General features: G+C 53.0%; 15 protein-coding genes. 9 read left to right on the top strand and 6 right to left on the bottom strand.

The features are described 5' to 3' along the window. Nucleotides 1-712 precede the first annotated feature (712 nt). On the bottom strand, nt 713-6,106 hold the full coding sequence (locus HZS80_RS22435; protein ID WP_179917370.1) for a hypothetical protein: 5,394 nt from the start codon (nt 6,104-6,106) through the stop codon (nt 713-715). 351 nt (nt 6,107-6,457) lie between these two features. Between HZS80_RS22435 and HZS80_RS22430 the strand changes: the two genes are divergently transcribed. After that, the gene (locus tag HZS80_RS22430) at nt 6,458-7,402 is read left to right on the top strand and encodes a co-chaperone YbbN (RefSeq protein WP_035565888.1); all 945 of its coding nucleotides are present in this window, start codon (nt 6,458-6,460) and stop codon (nt 7,400-7,402) included. 16 nt (nt 7,403-7,418) lie between these two features. On the opposite strand, the gene HZS80_RS22425 is transcribed toward HZS80_RS22430, so the two are convergent. Next, a complete protein-coding gene (locus HZS80_RS22425; RefSeq protein ID WP_179917369.1) occupies nt 7,419-8,585 on the bottom strand; it encodes a MalY/PatB family protein in 1,167 nt (388 codons plus the stop codon). Between the two features lie 37 nt (nt 8,586-8,622). On the opposite strand from HZS80_RS22425, the gene HZS80_RS22420 reads away from it, so the two are divergent. From HZS80_RS22420 to HZS80_RS22395, 6 genes are all read left to right on the top strand, one after another. Next, nucleotides 8,623-9,054: a hypothetical protein gene (locus HZS80_RS22420; protein WP_035565920.1), complete on the top strand. Its 432-nt coding sequence runs from the start codon at nt 8,623-8,625 to the stop codon at nt 9,052-9,054. Between the two features lie 54 nt (nt 9,055-9,108). Continuing rightward, a complete protein-coding gene (locus HZS80_RS22415) occupies nt 9,109-9,915 on the top strand; it encodes a hypothetical protein (protein WP_179917368.1) in 807 nt (268 codons plus the stop codon). Between the two features lie 85 nt (nt 9,916-10,000). Then, nucleotides 10,001-10,408, top strand: coding sequence for an acyl-CoA thioesterase (locus HZS80_RS22410; RefSeq protein WP_035576454.1), 408 nt, complete (start codon nt 10,001-10,003; stop codon nt 10,406-10,408). A 41-nt stretch (nt 10,409-10,449) separates the two neighbouring features. Beyond that, nucleotides 10,450-10,752 (top strand): hypothetical protein, encoded by a 303-nt coding sequence (locus HZS80_RS22405; RefSeq protein ID WP_179917367.1) that lies wholly within the window; start codon nt 10,450-10,452, stop codon nt 10,750-10,752. Nucleotides 10,753-10,764: 12 nt separating this feature from the next. Then, the gene (locus tag HZS80_RS22400; RefSeq protein WP_179917366.1) at nt 10,765-11,286 is read left to right on the top strand and encodes a DUF501 domain-containing protein; all 522 of its coding nucleotides are present in this window, start codon (nt 10,765-10,767) and stop codon (nt 11,284-11,286) included. A gap of 91 nt (nt 11,287-11,377) precedes the next feature. Continuing rightward, nucleotides 11,378-11,920 carry an LOG family protein gene (locus HZS80_RS22395; protein ID WP_179917365.1) on the top strand — a complete coding sequence of 181 codons (543 nt, stop codon included), beginning with the start codon at nt 11,378-11,380 and terminating at the stop codon, nt 11,918-11,920. Between the two features lie 20 nt (nt 11,921-11,940). On the opposite strand, the gene HZS80_RS22390 is transcribed toward HZS80_RS22395, so the two are convergent. Then, entirely contained in the window at nt 11,941-12,453 is a 513-nt protein-coding gene (locus tag HZS80_RS22390; RefSeq protein ID WP_179917364.1) for a hypothetical protein, read from the bottom strand. 33 nt (nt 12,454-12,486) lie between these two features. Beyond that, nucleotides 12,487-12,981, bottom strand: coding sequence for a tetratricopeptide repeat protein (locus HZS80_RS22385; protein WP_179917363.1), 495 nt, complete (start codon nt 12,979-12,981; stop codon nt 12,487-12,489). A 246-nt stretch (nt 12,982-13,227) separates the two neighbouring features. Here HZS80_RS22385 and HZS80_RS22380 point away from each other — a divergent pair, with 246 nt between their 5' ends. Together HZS80_RS22380 and yaaA are read left to right on the top strand one after the other, a co-directional pair. After that, a complete protein-coding gene (locus HZS80_RS22380; RefSeq protein WP_035565863.1) occupies nt 13,228-14,259 on the top strand; it encodes an NADP(H)-dependent aldo-keto reductase in 1,032 nt (343 codons plus the stop codon). A gap of 122 nt (nt 14,260-14,381) precedes the next feature. Beyond that, nucleotides 14,382-15,161: a peroxide stress protein YaaA gene (yaaA, locus tag HZS80_RS22375; RefSeq protein ID WP_035565860.1), complete on the top strand. Its 780-nt coding sequence runs from the start codon at nt 14,382-14,384 to the stop codon at nt 15,159-15,161. A 10-nt stretch (nt 15,162-15,171) separates the two neighbouring features. On the opposite strand, the gene HZS80_RS22370 is transcribed toward yaaA, so the two are convergent. Together HZS80_RS22370 and HZS80_RS22365 are read right to left on the bottom strand one after the other, a co-directional pair. Beyond that, a complete protein-coding gene (locus HZS80_RS22370; RefSeq protein WP_008956375.1) occupies nt 15,172-15,747 on the bottom strand; it encodes an isochorismatase family protein in 576 nt (191 codons plus the stop codon). Between the two features lie 114 nt (nt 15,748-15,861). Then, entirely contained in the window at nt 15,862-16,050 is a 189-nt protein-coding gene (locus tag HZS80_RS22365; protein ID WP_008956376.1) for a hypothetical protein, read from the bottom strand. Nucleotides 16,051-16,402 lie beyond the last annotated feature (352 nt).

Raw genomic sequence — 16,402 nt, 5'->3', positions numbered from 1 at the left:
TCTACCACCTGTTTAACGGCTTCGATTTTGAATTCTTCAGTGTAACGGGGATGGCTCATGGATCCTCCTAGGTACCTTTAGTATAAGGCCTAGAGGTGTCTACGAAACCCGGGGCGATTCATCCTTTTAATGCGGGTTCGCTTAAACCGGTAACACCTGGTTCCACTATTAGGCTAAAAAACCAGTGTACTCACCATCAATGAGGCTGGTCAGGAGTGTTTGAACGAAATGGCGCAAGTACGTGCAGGGTAAACCTAAGGTTTCGTTCTAGATGCAGATCAATGCCCTAGCAAGGGCACTACTAGGGACTGATGAGACAGATGAGGTTTTGCGTTATAGGGAATGCTGCATAACCGCAGTCATGCCAGTTCGCAATTATGCAGATTTGTTTAAGTATCGTATCTATGACGCACTAACGATAAATGAAAGCCACAGACCGCAAAAATAGATCCAGAAAATATAAGATCTGATTGTCACTCATCATCCTGACAGGAGGTAACTCACCTCCAGCTCCTCGTATGTTCGTACCAATCGGCTCTATTGTGCAGTGCGTCAATGCTGACTTAATCGGCGTGTAGCCGCCGCATGATTAAAAGCAACCTAAACACAGAGCCTGGGTCGAGTTTTGCGTCCACTCAAGATACCCAAAACAAAAAATCCTCAATTTGAACAGCGCCGACTGGCTTCGATAAAAGGGGGCAGTGAATCACTGTCAACTATCTAGTACAGGAGAAGATAGTGCACCGAAAAGACCACATGCTAGAACCACAACGGCGAGTTCGTGACTATTGCGTACAACGCCAACCGGAGACCTGTTGAGGCGAAGGGCTGCGTATTGCTGACGACGGTCCAATACGCCCGCCACCACAATGGGAAACGGATCGAGTTGGAAGCCGCTGGCGGCATCTTCTTGACATAATCCGTTTTCTTTCAATGCATTACTAAGCTCGACTGGCATATTTCTAGATGCAACTTGCATGTCCTCCTTGAGCACACCAAAAAGAGCCAACGCCTTCATAAAAAACCTCACATGTTGTTCGTGGCTCATTAATAGCTGACGGTTCTTACTAATCAAAAATGGCAATTCACATAAGCTTACCCCATTATTTTTACCAACTAAGTCGCTTTCCTCCACTTTCTCGATATGTTCAAAAAATCGACGCCATGATTTTTCGCCGAGGCTTCTTAATAAAATATAGGGGTAGCTTTCTCCGTTCACCCAACTATCACTGTTATTTTTAAGCTTGAACCGCATATGTGACTCGGCTTGGCGAGCGACTGTAGCAATCGCCTCAACGTCTTCTGGCCGGATATTCACGTGCCGTCCCGCACGTTCGTAGCTCATCCCCAGCCCTACAAACCGCAGCACTTTCCACAGTGCTATAAGGCTTAGCTCTGCATAACATACAGTGACATCGACTTGTTCAAGCGCAGGGGCTTTGGTGCTCAACAAGGTGTCAGTGTGTAGAACACCAACAATTCTTCTTGCCCGCTGATGGTGTACGGGCGTTAGTTGATCTGCCCAGTCAAATAAGCAGTGACTGTAGTTTAGCGATCCAATCCGCGGGTGTCGGTGTCCCATCAACCTCGCCATTGCCATGCCACTCCGACGAGACACTGAGTGATTAGCGCCCAATACTTGTTGGCGTATTGCTCGTGCATCGGCGTCACCCGTGACTGACTGAGTTAGCTCTGACTGCATACCGAATAAACAAGGCGCAAGCGTATTATAAAATGCGTGCCGACAGTGATGCAGTGTTAACCCGCCACTCGATGTCCCTTGGCGAAGCAACTGAATTAAAACCGGACTGATTTGCAGCGCCCAAGAGATCAACCGTGCCTGGCTCTCGTAAATCTCACACAAGATAGGCCGTTTCGTGTCATGACCGGCCAATGACGTGAAACGGCTGAACACCTGCTGAATGATGTTTTCCTCCGTTGCATCCAGTGCAAAAAGCAAAGGCACTACGCGTCGGCTCGCCAGACTTTTCAGCTTACGCTGGGCATTGTCGCGTACCAGTACCCAACGGGAGCCTTGATACTCACACCAATCACTTCGTTGCAGTCCGATCGCTTCTTGCGCTCGTAAACCAAAGCGAAAGGTGAGTAATAGCACGAAGCCTAGTAGCAGATATTTTTCATCGCTATGGTGTTTCCATTTCGCGAGTAGCGCGGACTGACACGTAAGGTACTCGCTTTGTACCAGCATACCGGGGCGCACACTGCGACGGTCATCCTCGATAGACAACTCCTGCCAGTCGGGACTTGCCACCCCTAACGTTTCGGCCCAGGAATGAAAATCGCGCAGCCGATGACTAAAGTATGTTGCATCTTGTGATGCCAACTCGACAAACGTCAGCATTTTCGCATAAAGCGCCGTCACCGCCTCTTCGTCATAATCGACTAGATTTGTTTGGTAGCCAAACTCAGCAAATGCAGTCTTCAATGATGAGAAATAGCGCGTTAAAGAACTTTGTGCATAGTCGTTTTGCTTTCCGACTTTGCCCCGCCGCATGAGAAAGCTAATCCAACGAACTAACAGTATGACGCAAGCTCCCACCTGCCCTTCGTATCCATTAGATAACTTGTCGAGCTGTGACGCTGCCCGACGCGATTGCCGTTTCGTATACTCATTAAGAACGTCTTGCACCTCGGTATAAAGCCGATTCGTATTTTCTTGCTGCTCAATTTTACTGATATCCCGCCAGCCAGGCATCACAGTAGTCGACACATTCAGCTCGCTGTCGTGCGTGCTATGGTTAGAAGGAAACACCAACCTAACGCCTTCACGAATGCGTAATTCATCGACTAACGGCAAGCTTGTTGAAGGAACACGTCCGGCTAATGCACCCGCCACTAAACCGGGCAGCGTTAGTAAATTGGCCTGGCTAATCAGCTCAACTAGTGTGGCCAATACAGTTTGAACACTTGCCTCTTTTACATTTGGCAGATGCGCTCTCAAAGCCTCTGGAGGAGAGACTATACTATTGGGAAGCAGGACTTGGCTGAGATCGACCTCTTTTTGAATGCCTTGCCCCGCCGCTAACAAGGACGCGGTTTTATAGCTAATTCGGTGCCGCTGGACGGGGGCAAGGTGGTTTGTGACGTTAAGGCTTTCACTATATTCAAGCAAATAGTCTTGCCGATGCTGAATGAGCCGATAGTTCCGCCCTCGCGCTACATCGAGCAACATTCGTTGATAGCTAATGCGTTTTTCCAGACAAAACAATAGAGCACCGACACTCAGAGCACCCAGTTTGGAAAACTGTGCTTTTAATCCTTTTTTGCGAAGACTCTCTGCCCACTGCTCCAAGCTAGGTAGTAACGAAACAGCCTTCACGGCTTGTGCCGTTACGAGTGATTTCTCTGCTGAGGCCTCAGCGACGCGCTTGTTTATCGCATATTGATATTGGCTGCCTTCCCCCTCCAAGCGCCGCAACAAAACTGACAAGCGGAGCGACGCATACGGGTGTATGACGGAGTTATTTCGATGCAGCATCCGCTGAACCAACGTATCAACGTCTGCTTGTTGAATATCCGATATCGCCCTCCGCCCTAAGTAACTGCTAATGTCCGCATCGCCCTTTTCGCGCTCACGCTGAATAGTTTGTCGGCGCTCTTTTTCGCGTAGGCGTTGCCCAAAGAGCCGTGCCTGTGGTGCCTTTTGATTTTCCTCGACACTATTACCTCCTAGGTTGGCCAATGACGGGCATATCGAAGACGCAGACGGAATTGAGAATTCCAGATCATTAAAGGCAGCATCGACGGCGCTAGCATAGTCGTTAACATCAGCACGCCAGCAGCGCGGCGAGAAATCCCCATAGGTCGCTACACTTCGCTCTGCGTGCCCCATCCAGCCGTCGACTATCTCTGCTGGTACGCCTAAATAGCGTAATTGTTGAGCATAGCGATGGCGGAATACATTGTTTGGCAAGGGCCATTGAAATAAGGGCACACTGGGTAAATCCACGGTCGACATGGAATGCCATTCCAGTCTCTCATCTAGTAAGAAGAAAAACGGAAGGGCTGGTGCACCCGCACCTGCTAGTGCTTTGTGTATTTCATCCGCTAGCGCAGTATTGACAGTAATTAGCGCCTTAGCCAGTGACTGCAAATGGCTGATATACCACTGCACGAGTTCGACGGCCCGAGTGGGCAATGGCACCACGCGACTACTTCGACGTCCCTGATCTATTTTATCGTTCAGATATAAGCAGCGTGCTGAGATATTAAAATGCTGCAGTGACTCAAAGGGATCTTTGAGATATCGACCACCCGAAGCAGCGTAGAGTCCCATCACACAGTATTGCGCCAGTGCGTTATGGTAGTGAATGAGTCCTGCTTCTGCACCCGCTTCGACTGTAGCCCTCGCCTGTACTATCTCTTGACGCAACAAGGACGTTATTGGCGAAAGACGACTACCAATGAGATTGACGCTGGGCGGAAAAGGTCTAGATGCGATCAGAGGCAGAGCCAGTCCTTTTTCTATCGCGGTGATATCCCATGTTGCATAGCTGGATGCACCGGGCAGTCCCGCATTGGGGTGAGCAGTTAATAGTCGCGCCAAATGTGGATCGTGATTGCTATCAAACACAACCTGCCCCCAAACATGCGCCAGCTTAGCGCTCGTTACGCGGGGAAAATGTAATTGTGCCTGCTGATAAAACCAACGCTCCAGCGGTAGAGTGTCGTCCCATAGGTCGCCTAGCGTGGTCAGAGAAGTTTTTAACTGACTAGCTCTCTGCTGGAGAACATTGGTTATTTGGACAGGTAGCTCAATGGCAAGCACTTCTTCTAACGGGCGGATATACTCAAGTGCCTTAACACTGCCTTGCCAAGCATTCGCCCGCCGCGGAGATTTCCTCACGATAAAGGAAAAATCTTGTGTCAACGTCCACTCATCACCGTAGACCTCATCAATCCGAAATAACGCAGTAAAGTGAAGGGAGCGCGAAAACCGGACTGACAGCCAAACCATCACCGCACCGAGCTGATTGGCTGGGTCAGAGGAGAAAAGTTCCTGATCTATCCAGCCCAGCAAAATCGCTTTCTCTGGCGGTAAAAGCTTTTCCCAACTCCATGGCAAAAAATGCGACTCTTCTGCTGTTTGCACAAAATAGCTGCGGCTCGCCAATCGTTGCTCAGCGTTACTATCTGAAGGATCTACCGTCGCAACATAAGTGCCTTCGTCTTCCTCTGGATCAAGATCCGCTCCCACTTCGTGTCGATAGGCATAAAACTGATATTCGGTACCTTCGCCCTCTTCATCAACGTGCTGGACCACGGCAACGGCAGGCTGCACGAATCGATCAATGCGTAATAGCGGGGCCGTAACCTCATTATTAATGGGAGCAACTTCATCACGCGCAATATGAGAAATCGAATTAAAAAAACGACTAGCAGCTCTGTCGCCTGAATAATCTAGACGTATCTCTTCGGCAGCAAAATTGAACGCGTCGTTAACACGCTCTAGAGTAGGCTCGCGGTCTCCAACATAAGTACGGCATCGACGTAATAGCGTGTCTAGCATTTGCCATTTTTCATCGTAAGGCCCGAGAGTAATAAATCGGGCAGCATTGCTAATATTGCGATCCGCAATACATTTTTGATGAGCAACCCGGCGCGACGCATGTACGACGAGCCATAAGCGCAGTAGGCGGCGCCAAAACAAAAGCTCTTCGTTACTTGCTGGAGCCTGCGGATTGGTGATCATGGTGATTAGGAAGGTTTTATTTTTAACGCCTCCTTCTTGAAACTGACGCTTATTTTGTTCTACATCACCAGCATGTGCCTCTACTGGGTACTCTCGGGAGATGAGGTGGGAATCCTTAAAACTACCGACAAACCGTTGCAGCTCATCGACAACCGGATCACCTGCCCAAGTAGAAAGAATCATGACAGATTCAGGGTGAGAGCATTCTCTTACAAAATTGGCAATCGCATCATTGCGAGGGCTTAGCCCCTGGGCGTGATAAATGACCTGGAGAATATCGAGCAAACCTTCATCATGCGCCCACGTAACTAGTTTGCGATACCGCTTCCCGAGACTTACGGTCACTGCTTCCAATTGATGGCTGTGACAATCTCCTACGTTTTCTTGTGTCATTAATATCCCTTACGTCCAGAAGCGGCACTTGCCAAAAACCGCTCTATCATAAGGTTTAAAGACATATTTAACCATTTAAGGACAAAATAAATGTCTTTATATCATCAGTCTCATAACCGTCATCGGTTCAAATCCGGTCCCCGCTACCAAATATAGAAGAAACCAATACCTTTAACGGGTGTTGGTTTTTTTGTGCCCGCTAGTTGTAAAAACGCCCAGAAAAAACCGTTACCGAAAGGTACGGTTTTTTCACCTATAGCTTTTTATTTTCCTGCCTTTTCCTTGAATCCACCGGGGCATGCCTGCATATCATGGGTAACTATTGTTCATTTTTTGCTGACGAGTCTACCCATGTCGATTATTGATCCCCGTTCAGGTAAACCGCTCACCGCGGATACTGGAAATACCGATGCTACCGCACCTACCGATGAGCGTGTGGCGGTGCGTCCTGAAGATGTCATTATTGAATTGAACGCAGGCAATATTCAGCAGGTGCTGGAAGCGTCCATGCAGGTGCCGGTACTGATGGGCTGCTATTCGCCTTCCACCGATAGCAGTCGCATCCTGCTCACAGTGCTTGAGAAACTGGTAGTGGAATACGCAGGCGCCTTTTTGCTCGGCAAGCTCGATATAGACGCGAATGCAGAAATCGGCGGCCAACTGGGCGTGCGCTCAGTGCCCGATGTGAAGCTGATTAGCCAGGGCGGCTTGGTGGATGGTTTCCAGGGAGCGCTACCGGAGAAAGAAGTACGCGAGTGGCTCAATCGCTACTTCCCCGCCCCCGGCGAAGCGCCCCCCACCCCAGAAGAGCAGGCGGAAGAAGCATTGCAGGCAGGCGATATCGCGGGCGCGCGCGAAATTTATCAAACCTTGATGGGGCAGTACCCGGAACACTACGCTTATCAAGTCGCGTTCGCCCGGGCATTGGTAGCCGAAGGACGTGGCAGCGAGGCGCGTGAAGTACTGGATAATCTGCCCCCGGAAGAGCGCGATGCGGCTCCCGCGCGTGGCGTGCGCGCCAGCATTGAGTTTGGCGAACAGGCGCTCTCAGCCGAAGAGATCGCAGCCCTGGGCGATCGCACCGATAGCGAAGCGCAGTACCAGCGCGCCCTGCGCCAAGTGGCCGACGGTCATTATGATGAAGGGCTGGAGGCGCTGCTGGCGCTGATGAAGCAGGATCGCGCCTATAACGATGACGCAGCGCGTAAAACGCTACTGCAGGTATTCGACGCCCTGGGCGCCGACCACCCGCTGACCGTTGCTTACCGCCGTAAGCTTTTTGCGATGCTGTACTAAGGTCTTCTGAAGGCTTTCAATCCCGCTTCAGCAGGGAATCCATACGAGACAGCGCCGCTTCCAGCTGGGAAGCGGTGGTACCAAAGTTAAGCCGCACAAAGCCGGGGCAGCCAAAGGCCGCCCCGTCTGAAAGAGCCACCCCCGCCTCTTTCAGCAGCCTTTTATGGGGCGCATTGCCTAGGCCCGCCTCGCGTATATCCAGCCAGGCTAGATACGTTGATTCCGGCGCACTCCAACGAACGCCCTGCCAGCCAGCCACTCGCGCCTCCAGCGTCGCACGATGCTCGCGTAGTACGCTTAACAGCTCCTGCCGCCACGATTCACCTTCACGATAAGCCGCTTCCGCCGCGACCAAGCCGAGTATGTTGCTATCGGGCAGCAGCCCTTTTGCTGCGGCTGCAAAGCGCTGACGTAGAGCAGGTTCAGGGATCAACGCGCAAGCACTGGTCAACCCGGCCAAATTAAAGGTTTTAGAGGGCGCCCACAGGGTGATGGTGCGCTTGGCCAGCTCAGGAAATGCCGCCACCAGCGGCCGGTGGCACGCGCCTTCATCTAATAGCAGGTCGCAGTGAAGCTCATCGGATACCAGCCAAAGATCATGGCGCTCTACCAGTTCAGCCAGCGCAGCAAGCTCTTCATGATGCCATACGCGCCCTGTCGGGTTGTGGGGGTGACACCATAGCAACAGACGGGTACGCGACGTAATCGCCGCCTCCAGGGCGTCAATATCGAGCTGCCAAGGCTCACCGGGATTCGAAGGCGCTTGGAGCATCGCCTGCTGGGGCAGACGCCCGGTGCGCTCTGCCACTGCTAGAAACGGCGGATAGATGGGTATCACTGTTAATACACCATCACCTGGCTCGGTCAGCGCGAGCGCAGCCAAATGCAAGGCAGGTACTACCCCTGGCAACCACTGCTGCCACTCCGGCTGAATGGGCCAGTCATAGTGGTGGGCGCTCCACTGGCACAGGGTTTCTGTTAACGTAGCGGGCACTTCGCCATAGCCATAGACACCGTGGGCCACGCGCGCCTGCAGTGCATCAATTACCGCAGGTGGAGAGCGAAAATCCATATCGGCGACCCAAAGAGGTAATACGTCGTCGCCGTAGCGGTGCCATTTTTGTGATGCCCAACCACCTTCTGGGTGGCGTCGCTCCACAGGCGTGGCAAAATCGTAGGCCATGAAAAATCTCACTTATTGAACAGGGGTGATGCCAAGCATGCCGCAAGATGACTTTTATACCAAGATGCGGGCGGGCCTATCGGCGCTGTTGCGGCAATGGCGCTCGCTTGGGCAAGCGAATACGGATCAGCTAGCGCTCATTTTGGCCGAAACAGCACGGGTAGCTAAATTAGGCACCCCCGACGCCACGCCCAGCGGCGCTACCCTGGAGCAGTGGAGCCAAGATGAGCTAGGTGAAATGCCGCTATGGGCGCCGCGCACTGCGGTCTTTCTGCTCAATCAAATGCCCGCTCGCCCGACCCCTGATAGCGACGCCGAAGCCTGCGCCTGGGCGTACTGCTGGCTACGCAACCGCTCGTTTGATTCACTGCAAGCGGCTCATGAGGCACTTCCCGCGCACTTGAAAGCGCCTCTGCAAGAGGCGCTAGAGGCCGCCTGGCGTGACCAGCAAGGCCTGCGCTTGGTTTAATTAAAAAAACGCGCCCTGACAGCACCCAAACAAAAACAGCAAGGATGACGCCGTATGATTGAAGTCCCTCTCACTTGGCAGCTAGCGAAATTAGGGCTCTCGATCAGCATGGTGCTGGGGCTAGGTGCGATTGCGGTGCGCGCAAGCCCGCGCCTGGCGGGCCTACTGGCGGGCTACCCATTAGGCACAGCGTTGGCGCTATTTTTTATCGGCTTGGAAATTTCCCCTCAATTTGCGACCCAAAGTGCGGTGCATACCCTGGCGGGCTTTACGGCCACAATGGCGCTAGGGGCCGGTTATTGGGTGGCAGGACGCCAGCCTGGCGTTAAGGGTGTCATTGGCGGCGTGGCGGGCGGATTAGTCGCTTGGCTCGTCGTTAGCACGCTGCTCGCTCAGTTTAACTTCACGCGTTTGAGCGGCACGCTGGTGACGCTATGCACCATTGCTCTGTTCAGTGGCTTATTTCGCAGCATTACTGATGTCAGGATACCCGCCAGCAGAACGTTTTCGTTACCGGCGCTAGCCGTCCGCGCGGCACTTGCCACCGTGATCATATTTACCATTACCAGTCTTGCCCACTGGCTGCCGCCCGCCTGGGCGGGAACGTTGGCCGCCTTTCCCGTCACGATGCTGCCTTTTTTGCTGATCCTGCACCTGAACCATGGGGCAGCGCCGGTGGCGACGGTGATCAAGCACTACCCGATGGGACTTGGCTCGCTACTGAGTTACACGCTATGTGTTTCCTATACTTACAGCACGCTGGGGCTGCTATGGGGCACATTAGCCGGCTTCGCTGTTGCCACGCTATGGCTGCTGGGGTGGATGCAACTCACTGCGTGTTATCAACGCCGCACCGCTTGACCAAGCGCTTGCTTGGGTTAATCCTAAGCGTTGCCGTTGCGACTACCCGTACTAATACCTGTTTTTTTAATAACAAGGACAAGCTATGTTTACCCGTACCATTGAGCCCGCCTTTTACGATACCGACGCCTTAGGGCACATTAACAACACCCGCCTGCCAGCGTGGTTTGAGCTTGCCCGAAATGATTTGTTCAAACTCTTTACCCCTGACTTAAACCCTAAGCAGTGGCGCTTGATTATGGCGCGCATGGAAGTCGACTACCGGGCTGAACTGTTTTACGGTCACGATATCGAAATACGTACTTACTTAACGCGGTTAGGCAATAGCTCGTTTACAGTCACCCAGGAGGCGCGGCAGCACGGCAAGCTCACTAACCTGGGGCATACCGTTATGGTGCAGTATGACCACCAGGCCAAGTGCGCCATGCCCATTGAGGGTGACCTGCGTGAGGCGCTAACGTCGCATCTACAAGACGCGCCAGAGCCCGCCTGATTGACGCTGCCCCGCACTGCCGGGGCAACAGGAGCCTTATAATGGCAATCCGCTACAACCTCTGGATAGATCCTGACAACGTCACCCAGCATCGTGCTGTGGAGGCAGACCTTGAGCGCTATTTCATTGAGCGCTTTGCCGACTATCCGCATATCCGCTTGTTTGGTGCCGACCCCTACGATTATGATGCCCCCTTCAATCGCCTTTATGACGTGCTAATGGCACGAGCCGCTGAATACTGTGAGCGGACGTGGTGCTATGTCGCGTCGCCCGAACAGCTCAATCGCTGCTTTTTCCGTGCCGTTGGCCGCTCGACTAAATTTGTTCAAGACGACCGTTCGTGAGAGACCAACCCAATGGTGATACGCACCAACCAAGCGCCTGACGAACGTCAGCTCGCCATTATTGCCCAGCAGCTTGGCCGCGCACCGCGTGGTATCGAAGCGGTAGCCGCCACCGACGGTGAAGGCACACCGCTAGTACTGCGCATGGCGCCGATTGTCGACGGCAAACCCTTCCCCACCCTGTATTGGCTCTGTTCCGATGTGCTGAAAGTTGAGATTTCCCGCATCGAAGCCGCTGGGGTTATCAAAGCGCTCGAACAACGCCTGCAGGAAGAGCCTGAGTTTCTTGAGGCTTACCAACAGAGCCATCGCGACTATGTGAACGCCCGCTGGGATGCTATGAGCGATGCTCAGCGTGAAGAAGTGGCTAAATTGGGTTATACCGACGTGATGACCAAACGTGGGATTGGCGGCATTAGCAACTGGCACCAGATACGCTGCCTGCATACCCAGTACGCCCACCACCTTTGCGGTAATAATGTGATTGGGCAGTGGATGGATGAGCACTATCAGGTAGACCGCTGTTTACCCTAAGCCCCTTTTACCCTAAGCCTCGTAGTAATCTCGTTTTCTTTTTGGCTACGGTTTTAGTTACGCTCATTTTTTAACGACAGGGAATAAACGAATGGCTCGAATTTGCGTTTATCTTGGCTCCCGTGAAGGTAACAGCCCTGCCTTCCGCCAGGCGACCCATCAACTGGGACGCACGCTCGCTGAACGCGGCCACACGCTGGTTTATGGCGGGGCACGAGTTGGCCTGATGGGCGAGCTGGCTAACGCAGCACTTGAGGCCGGTGGTGACGTCATTGGTGTCATGCCCGACCATCTGGTGGAGCGCGAACAGGCCCACTTTGGCTTAAGTGAGCTGATACGGGTGCGCAATATGCACGAACGCAAAGCCACCATGGCGGCCAACGCCGATGCTTTTATTGCCTTACCCGGCGGGATTGGCACCTTGGAAGAGCTGTTTGAAATATGGACGTGGGGCTATCTAGGCCTGCATGAAAAACCCATGGGGTTGTTGAACATCGACGAATTCTATTCGCCGCTACTGACTTTTTTAGACAGCACGGTTAGTCATGGCTTTTTGGCGTCTCCCACCCGCGAAATGCTGCTCGATGCACCGTCATCCAATGAGTTGCTCGAGGCGCTGGAAGCCCAGCTATAAAACTGGCGAGGGAAGAGTGACTAACGTCCCGGGTGCTCGGTGAGCTTGCGGGTATGCTGATAGGTCAGCTGCAGTAAGCGGGCATCTTCACCTGCCCGGTGGCGGTGAATCCCCTGTTCGGCGATCAGCGCTTCTTTGGTGTCGCTCCACACTGCCTGCTGCTCTTCGCTAAGCAAAATCCTGAGCGCCTCAAGGCGAAAACGCGGCAACATGCCCGCGTGATGGAAGAGCAGCGAAAGCCAAGTATTGTCGTAGCCCCAGCTATCACTGTAGGCTTTGCCTAACTCGCGCAGCTCATCGTTTAACCAGTGGGCAACCTGTCGCACCGGATAGCCCTCATGAATGAGGCGCTCACGAGTGATACCGTGCAGCAGTTCTGCCTTTGGATCCCAGTGCGTCCACTCATCTAGCGGTTGAATGAGAAAGGCGCAGCAGCTTCCATCAGCCCGTGCGATGCCTACTTCGATGGGATAACTGCCACGCCCAAATCCAGACGCTTCAATATCTAGTACTGTGGGTAGCGTCTCGGACACAACCTTCCTCACTCAATCAAAACGTGAAAGCGCTTATGCAACGGCCACGTCATCTAGCGGCTGCTGTTCGGCCTGTCGCTGCCAATAAGCGGCTCGCTCGCCATCTACCGCCAAGCCTAGCTCACCCAGGCGATAAGCTCGGGCAAGACGCTCCGCGGCTAAAAAATGCCCAGATTGGGCAGCGCGGGCATACCACGTCACCGCATAATCTTCGCGGCGGGGATATTGCACACAGCCATGCTCATGGATTTGCGCTACTTGATACTGAGACTTTACATCCCCTGCATGCGCTGCTTCCAGAACATACCGCGCACCACGCGCCTTATCCTGAGGTGTTTGACTGCGATGAAAGAGCATATGGCCATAAACGGAAAGCGCATCAGGGTGACCCGCCTCAGCACAACGCTTAAATAAGCGCATCGTTAAACGCTGGGTACGCGGAGAACGCGGCAATAGCCAGCGATTATGAAACAGACGCTCGGCTAGGCGAAACTCTAGCCGTGTAAACAATGTTGATGCCTGCAGCATGGCAAACCACCCTGCCTATCTGTTGGAACCTTGGGCTAGCAGTCACAAAAATAGCTGCCAACCACACGAGAAACCGGCCTTTAGCCGGTCGATGGGCTGGCAAGCATACGCCTGCCTTTGCGACGACTCAACCCCATTAATTTGCTGCTTACAATGAGCCTCGCTAACATGCCATTCATACGCCGTTTACCAGCCTGGTAATGGTGGCTTATCTTGTGGCAATTCCGCCTTAGTAAGGAGATAAAAATGCAAACGCGCCCACTTGGCAGAACCGGCATGAAGGTAAGTCGACTCTGTTTAGGCACGATGACGTTTGGCGAGCAAAATAGCGAAGCTGAAGCCCACGAACAGCTTGATAGAGCCGTGGCGTTTGGCATCAATTTTATTGATACCGCAGAAATGTACCCCGTCCCCCCCATGGCCAAGACCCAGGGCTTAACTGAACGCTATATCGGCAGTTGGCTAAAGCAGCGTGGCGCCAGGGACGATCTGATCATAGCCACCAAGGCCGCAGGCCCAGGGCTTGACCATATACGGGGTGGCCCGCGCTTAACCCGTGAGCAGATTCATCAGGCCATCGACACAAGCTTGGAGCGCTTGAACACCGATTACGTTGACCTTTACCAACTGCACTGGCCCGACCGTCAAACCAACTTCTTTGGCAAGCTGGGCTACGTACATAGCGAAGACGAAGATGCGACGCCGCTAGAAGAAACGCTCTCGGCTCTTAAAGAGCTGGTTGATGCAGGCAAGGTGCGAGCTATTGGACTCTCTAATGAAACGCCCTGGGGAGTGATGCGCTCATTGCAGCTTGCCGATAAGCTGGATTTACCGCGCGTGGCGTCTATCCAAAACCCCTATAACCTTCTCAACCGCTCTTTTGAAGTTGGTTTGGCTGAAATTTCCCACCGTGAAGAAGTCGGCCTACTTGCCTATTCACCGCTAGGGTTTGGGGTGCTCTCAGGTAAATACTTGAATGGCGCGCAGCCACCCAAAGGTCGCTTGACGCTTTATGAGCGCTTTAAGCGTTACACTTCGCCCGAAGCCGAAGCGGCCACCCAGGCTTACGTTGCGCTTGCTGAAAAGCATGAGCTAGAGCCTGCGCAAATGGCGCTGGCGTTTGTTAACTCGCGCAGCTTCTTGACCAGCAATATTATTGGTGCGACCACCATGGAGCAGTTGGAAAGCAATCTTGCCAGCGAGAGCCTCAAGTTGGACAACGACGTGCTAGAGGCAATCGAAGACATTCACCGCCGCATGCCGAATCCCTGCCCTTAAGCGGCTGCTGAGCTCCGCCTATAGGCAGTAAGCGGCTCTGCCAGAACTATCGAAGCTATAGCCTCGGCCTTGGCCGAGGCTTGGTATACTACGTTCACTTATGATGGCCCTAGGAGCATGCGATGCTGAGCGTTATCTCTCCCGCTAAAACGCTGGATTTTGAAACCCCACCGACCACAGAGCAGGTGACACAACCTGACTTTCTAAAACACAGCCAAGCGCTGATCACTATTTTGCGCGACTACTCGCCCCAGCAAATCAGTGAACTTATGGGCATCAGCGATAAACTGGCGGGGCTGAATGCAGCGCGCTTTGAGGAGTGGCGCCCCCCTTTCACGCTGAGCAATGCCAAACCTGCTGCGCAGGCTTTTCAGGGCGACGTTTATACCGGCCTGCAAGCGGAAAGCTTCAGCGAAGCGGAGAACCGTTACGCACAGTCGCATCTGCGCATACTTTCTGGCCTATATGGCCTGCTACGGCCGCTGGATTTGATTCAGGCCTACCGTCTTGAAATGGGCACCAAGCTGCCTAACAGTGCCGGTAAGGATCTGTATGCCTATTGGAAGCCCATCCTTGCACCTGCACTTAATGAAGCCATTGCTGAAAGCGGCTCCAACGTGTTGGTTAATCTCGCCTCGAATGAGTACTTCAAAGCGGTAGATACCAAGCAGCTCAATGCCCGGATCATTACGCCAGTGTTTAAAGATGAGAAAAACGGCACCTTTAAAATCATCAGCTTCTACGCCAAAAAAGCGCGTGGACTGATGAGCGCTTGGCTTATCCAGGAACAAGTGAACGATCCAGATGAACTCAAGGCGTTCGATGTGGCAGGCTATCGCCTCGATGCATCGGCATCCCAGGGTGATACCTTCGTTTTTACTCGCAAAGAAGCCGATCGCTAGAGCGAATGGCCTAATAGAAACGTACGGGGCGTGACGCGCGCGGCTTTAAAAAGCGCTGGTGCGCCTCTTTAAACAGCGCTGTATCGCAGCGGTGAAGCCACTCATAAGCCACCATATCTGCCGTCACCGCCACAGCACCGCTCGCGCAGGCGCGCTCACGGGCAAAAGCAGCCTCTTGCGGGCGTCGACTGGCAGAGGCATCACTCAGCCAGTACAGCTCGTAGCCTGCGTCTAATAACCCCAACCCCGTTTGCAGCACGCAGATATGCGCTTCTGTTCCACACAGTACAATCTGCGCTTTTCCTGATGCGTTTAACGCTTCACGAAATTCAGTTTCCGCCATGGCCCCAAAATGCTGTTTCTGCCAGAGCTGATAGTCATTTAGGCAGGCGAGCAGTGACGCCGAGGATCCCCCCAGTTTTTCTGGAGACTGCTCGGTTAGCCATACAGGTATCTCAAGCAAGCACGCCATTTCACCTAGCCAAGCAGCCACGTTAACGGCTTCTTGACCACCATCGATCACAGGCAGTAACCCCGCCTGGAAATCGACCATTAACAGCAAGCTTTTATCGCGTTGTAGTAGCACGTTGCCACCTCATTTTTATCGTTATTTAGACGAACCATAATAGACGCGATACAAACAATAAAGCAGCCGCTTTTCAGCGACTGCTTCGGTTAACTCACCAAAAAAATGCTCGGCCTAGTTCTCGGCCGACTCTTCCATATCTTCGCCGAGCTCTTCCATGCTCTCACCGGCATCTTCTGCGGCGTCATCAATGTTTTCACCCGCTTCTTCAGCAGGGCCTTGATCGTCACAAGCGATCAGTCCGCCCGCCATCAAAGCCATAAATAGGGCAATTGCTAACTTCTTGGCTACTTGCGTCATCATACCGCTTCTCCTCCTGAGAATTTACTTCTGGGCACCTGCAGCATAATACTAGATGCTGCGTGGCAACAATACCATATCTAATACGCAACTTATTGTTATAGATATATTTAAAACAACTGCTTTAATATTACAAATAACGACAGCTTTGTCCTTCCGAACGTAGTGACGCAATCTCCGGGGGCATGGTGCCACGGGTTAAGATGGTCGCTGCGTTCCTCGCCATGACATGGTTTTTTTCTTTCCTTCCAGGCAACAAAAAACCCAGCCGGGTGGCTGGGTTTTCTGCGGTATAGGTGCCTGACGATGACCTACTCTCGCATGGGGAGACCCCACACTACCATCGGCGCTAAGC

Source organism: Vreelandella glaciei, assembly GCF_013415125.1.
Lineage (GTDB): Bacteria > Pseudomonadota > Gammaproteobacteria > Pseudomonadales > Halomonadaceae > Vreelandella > Vreelandella glaciei.
This window is presented reverse-complemented; position numbering and strand designations above follow the sequence as displayed.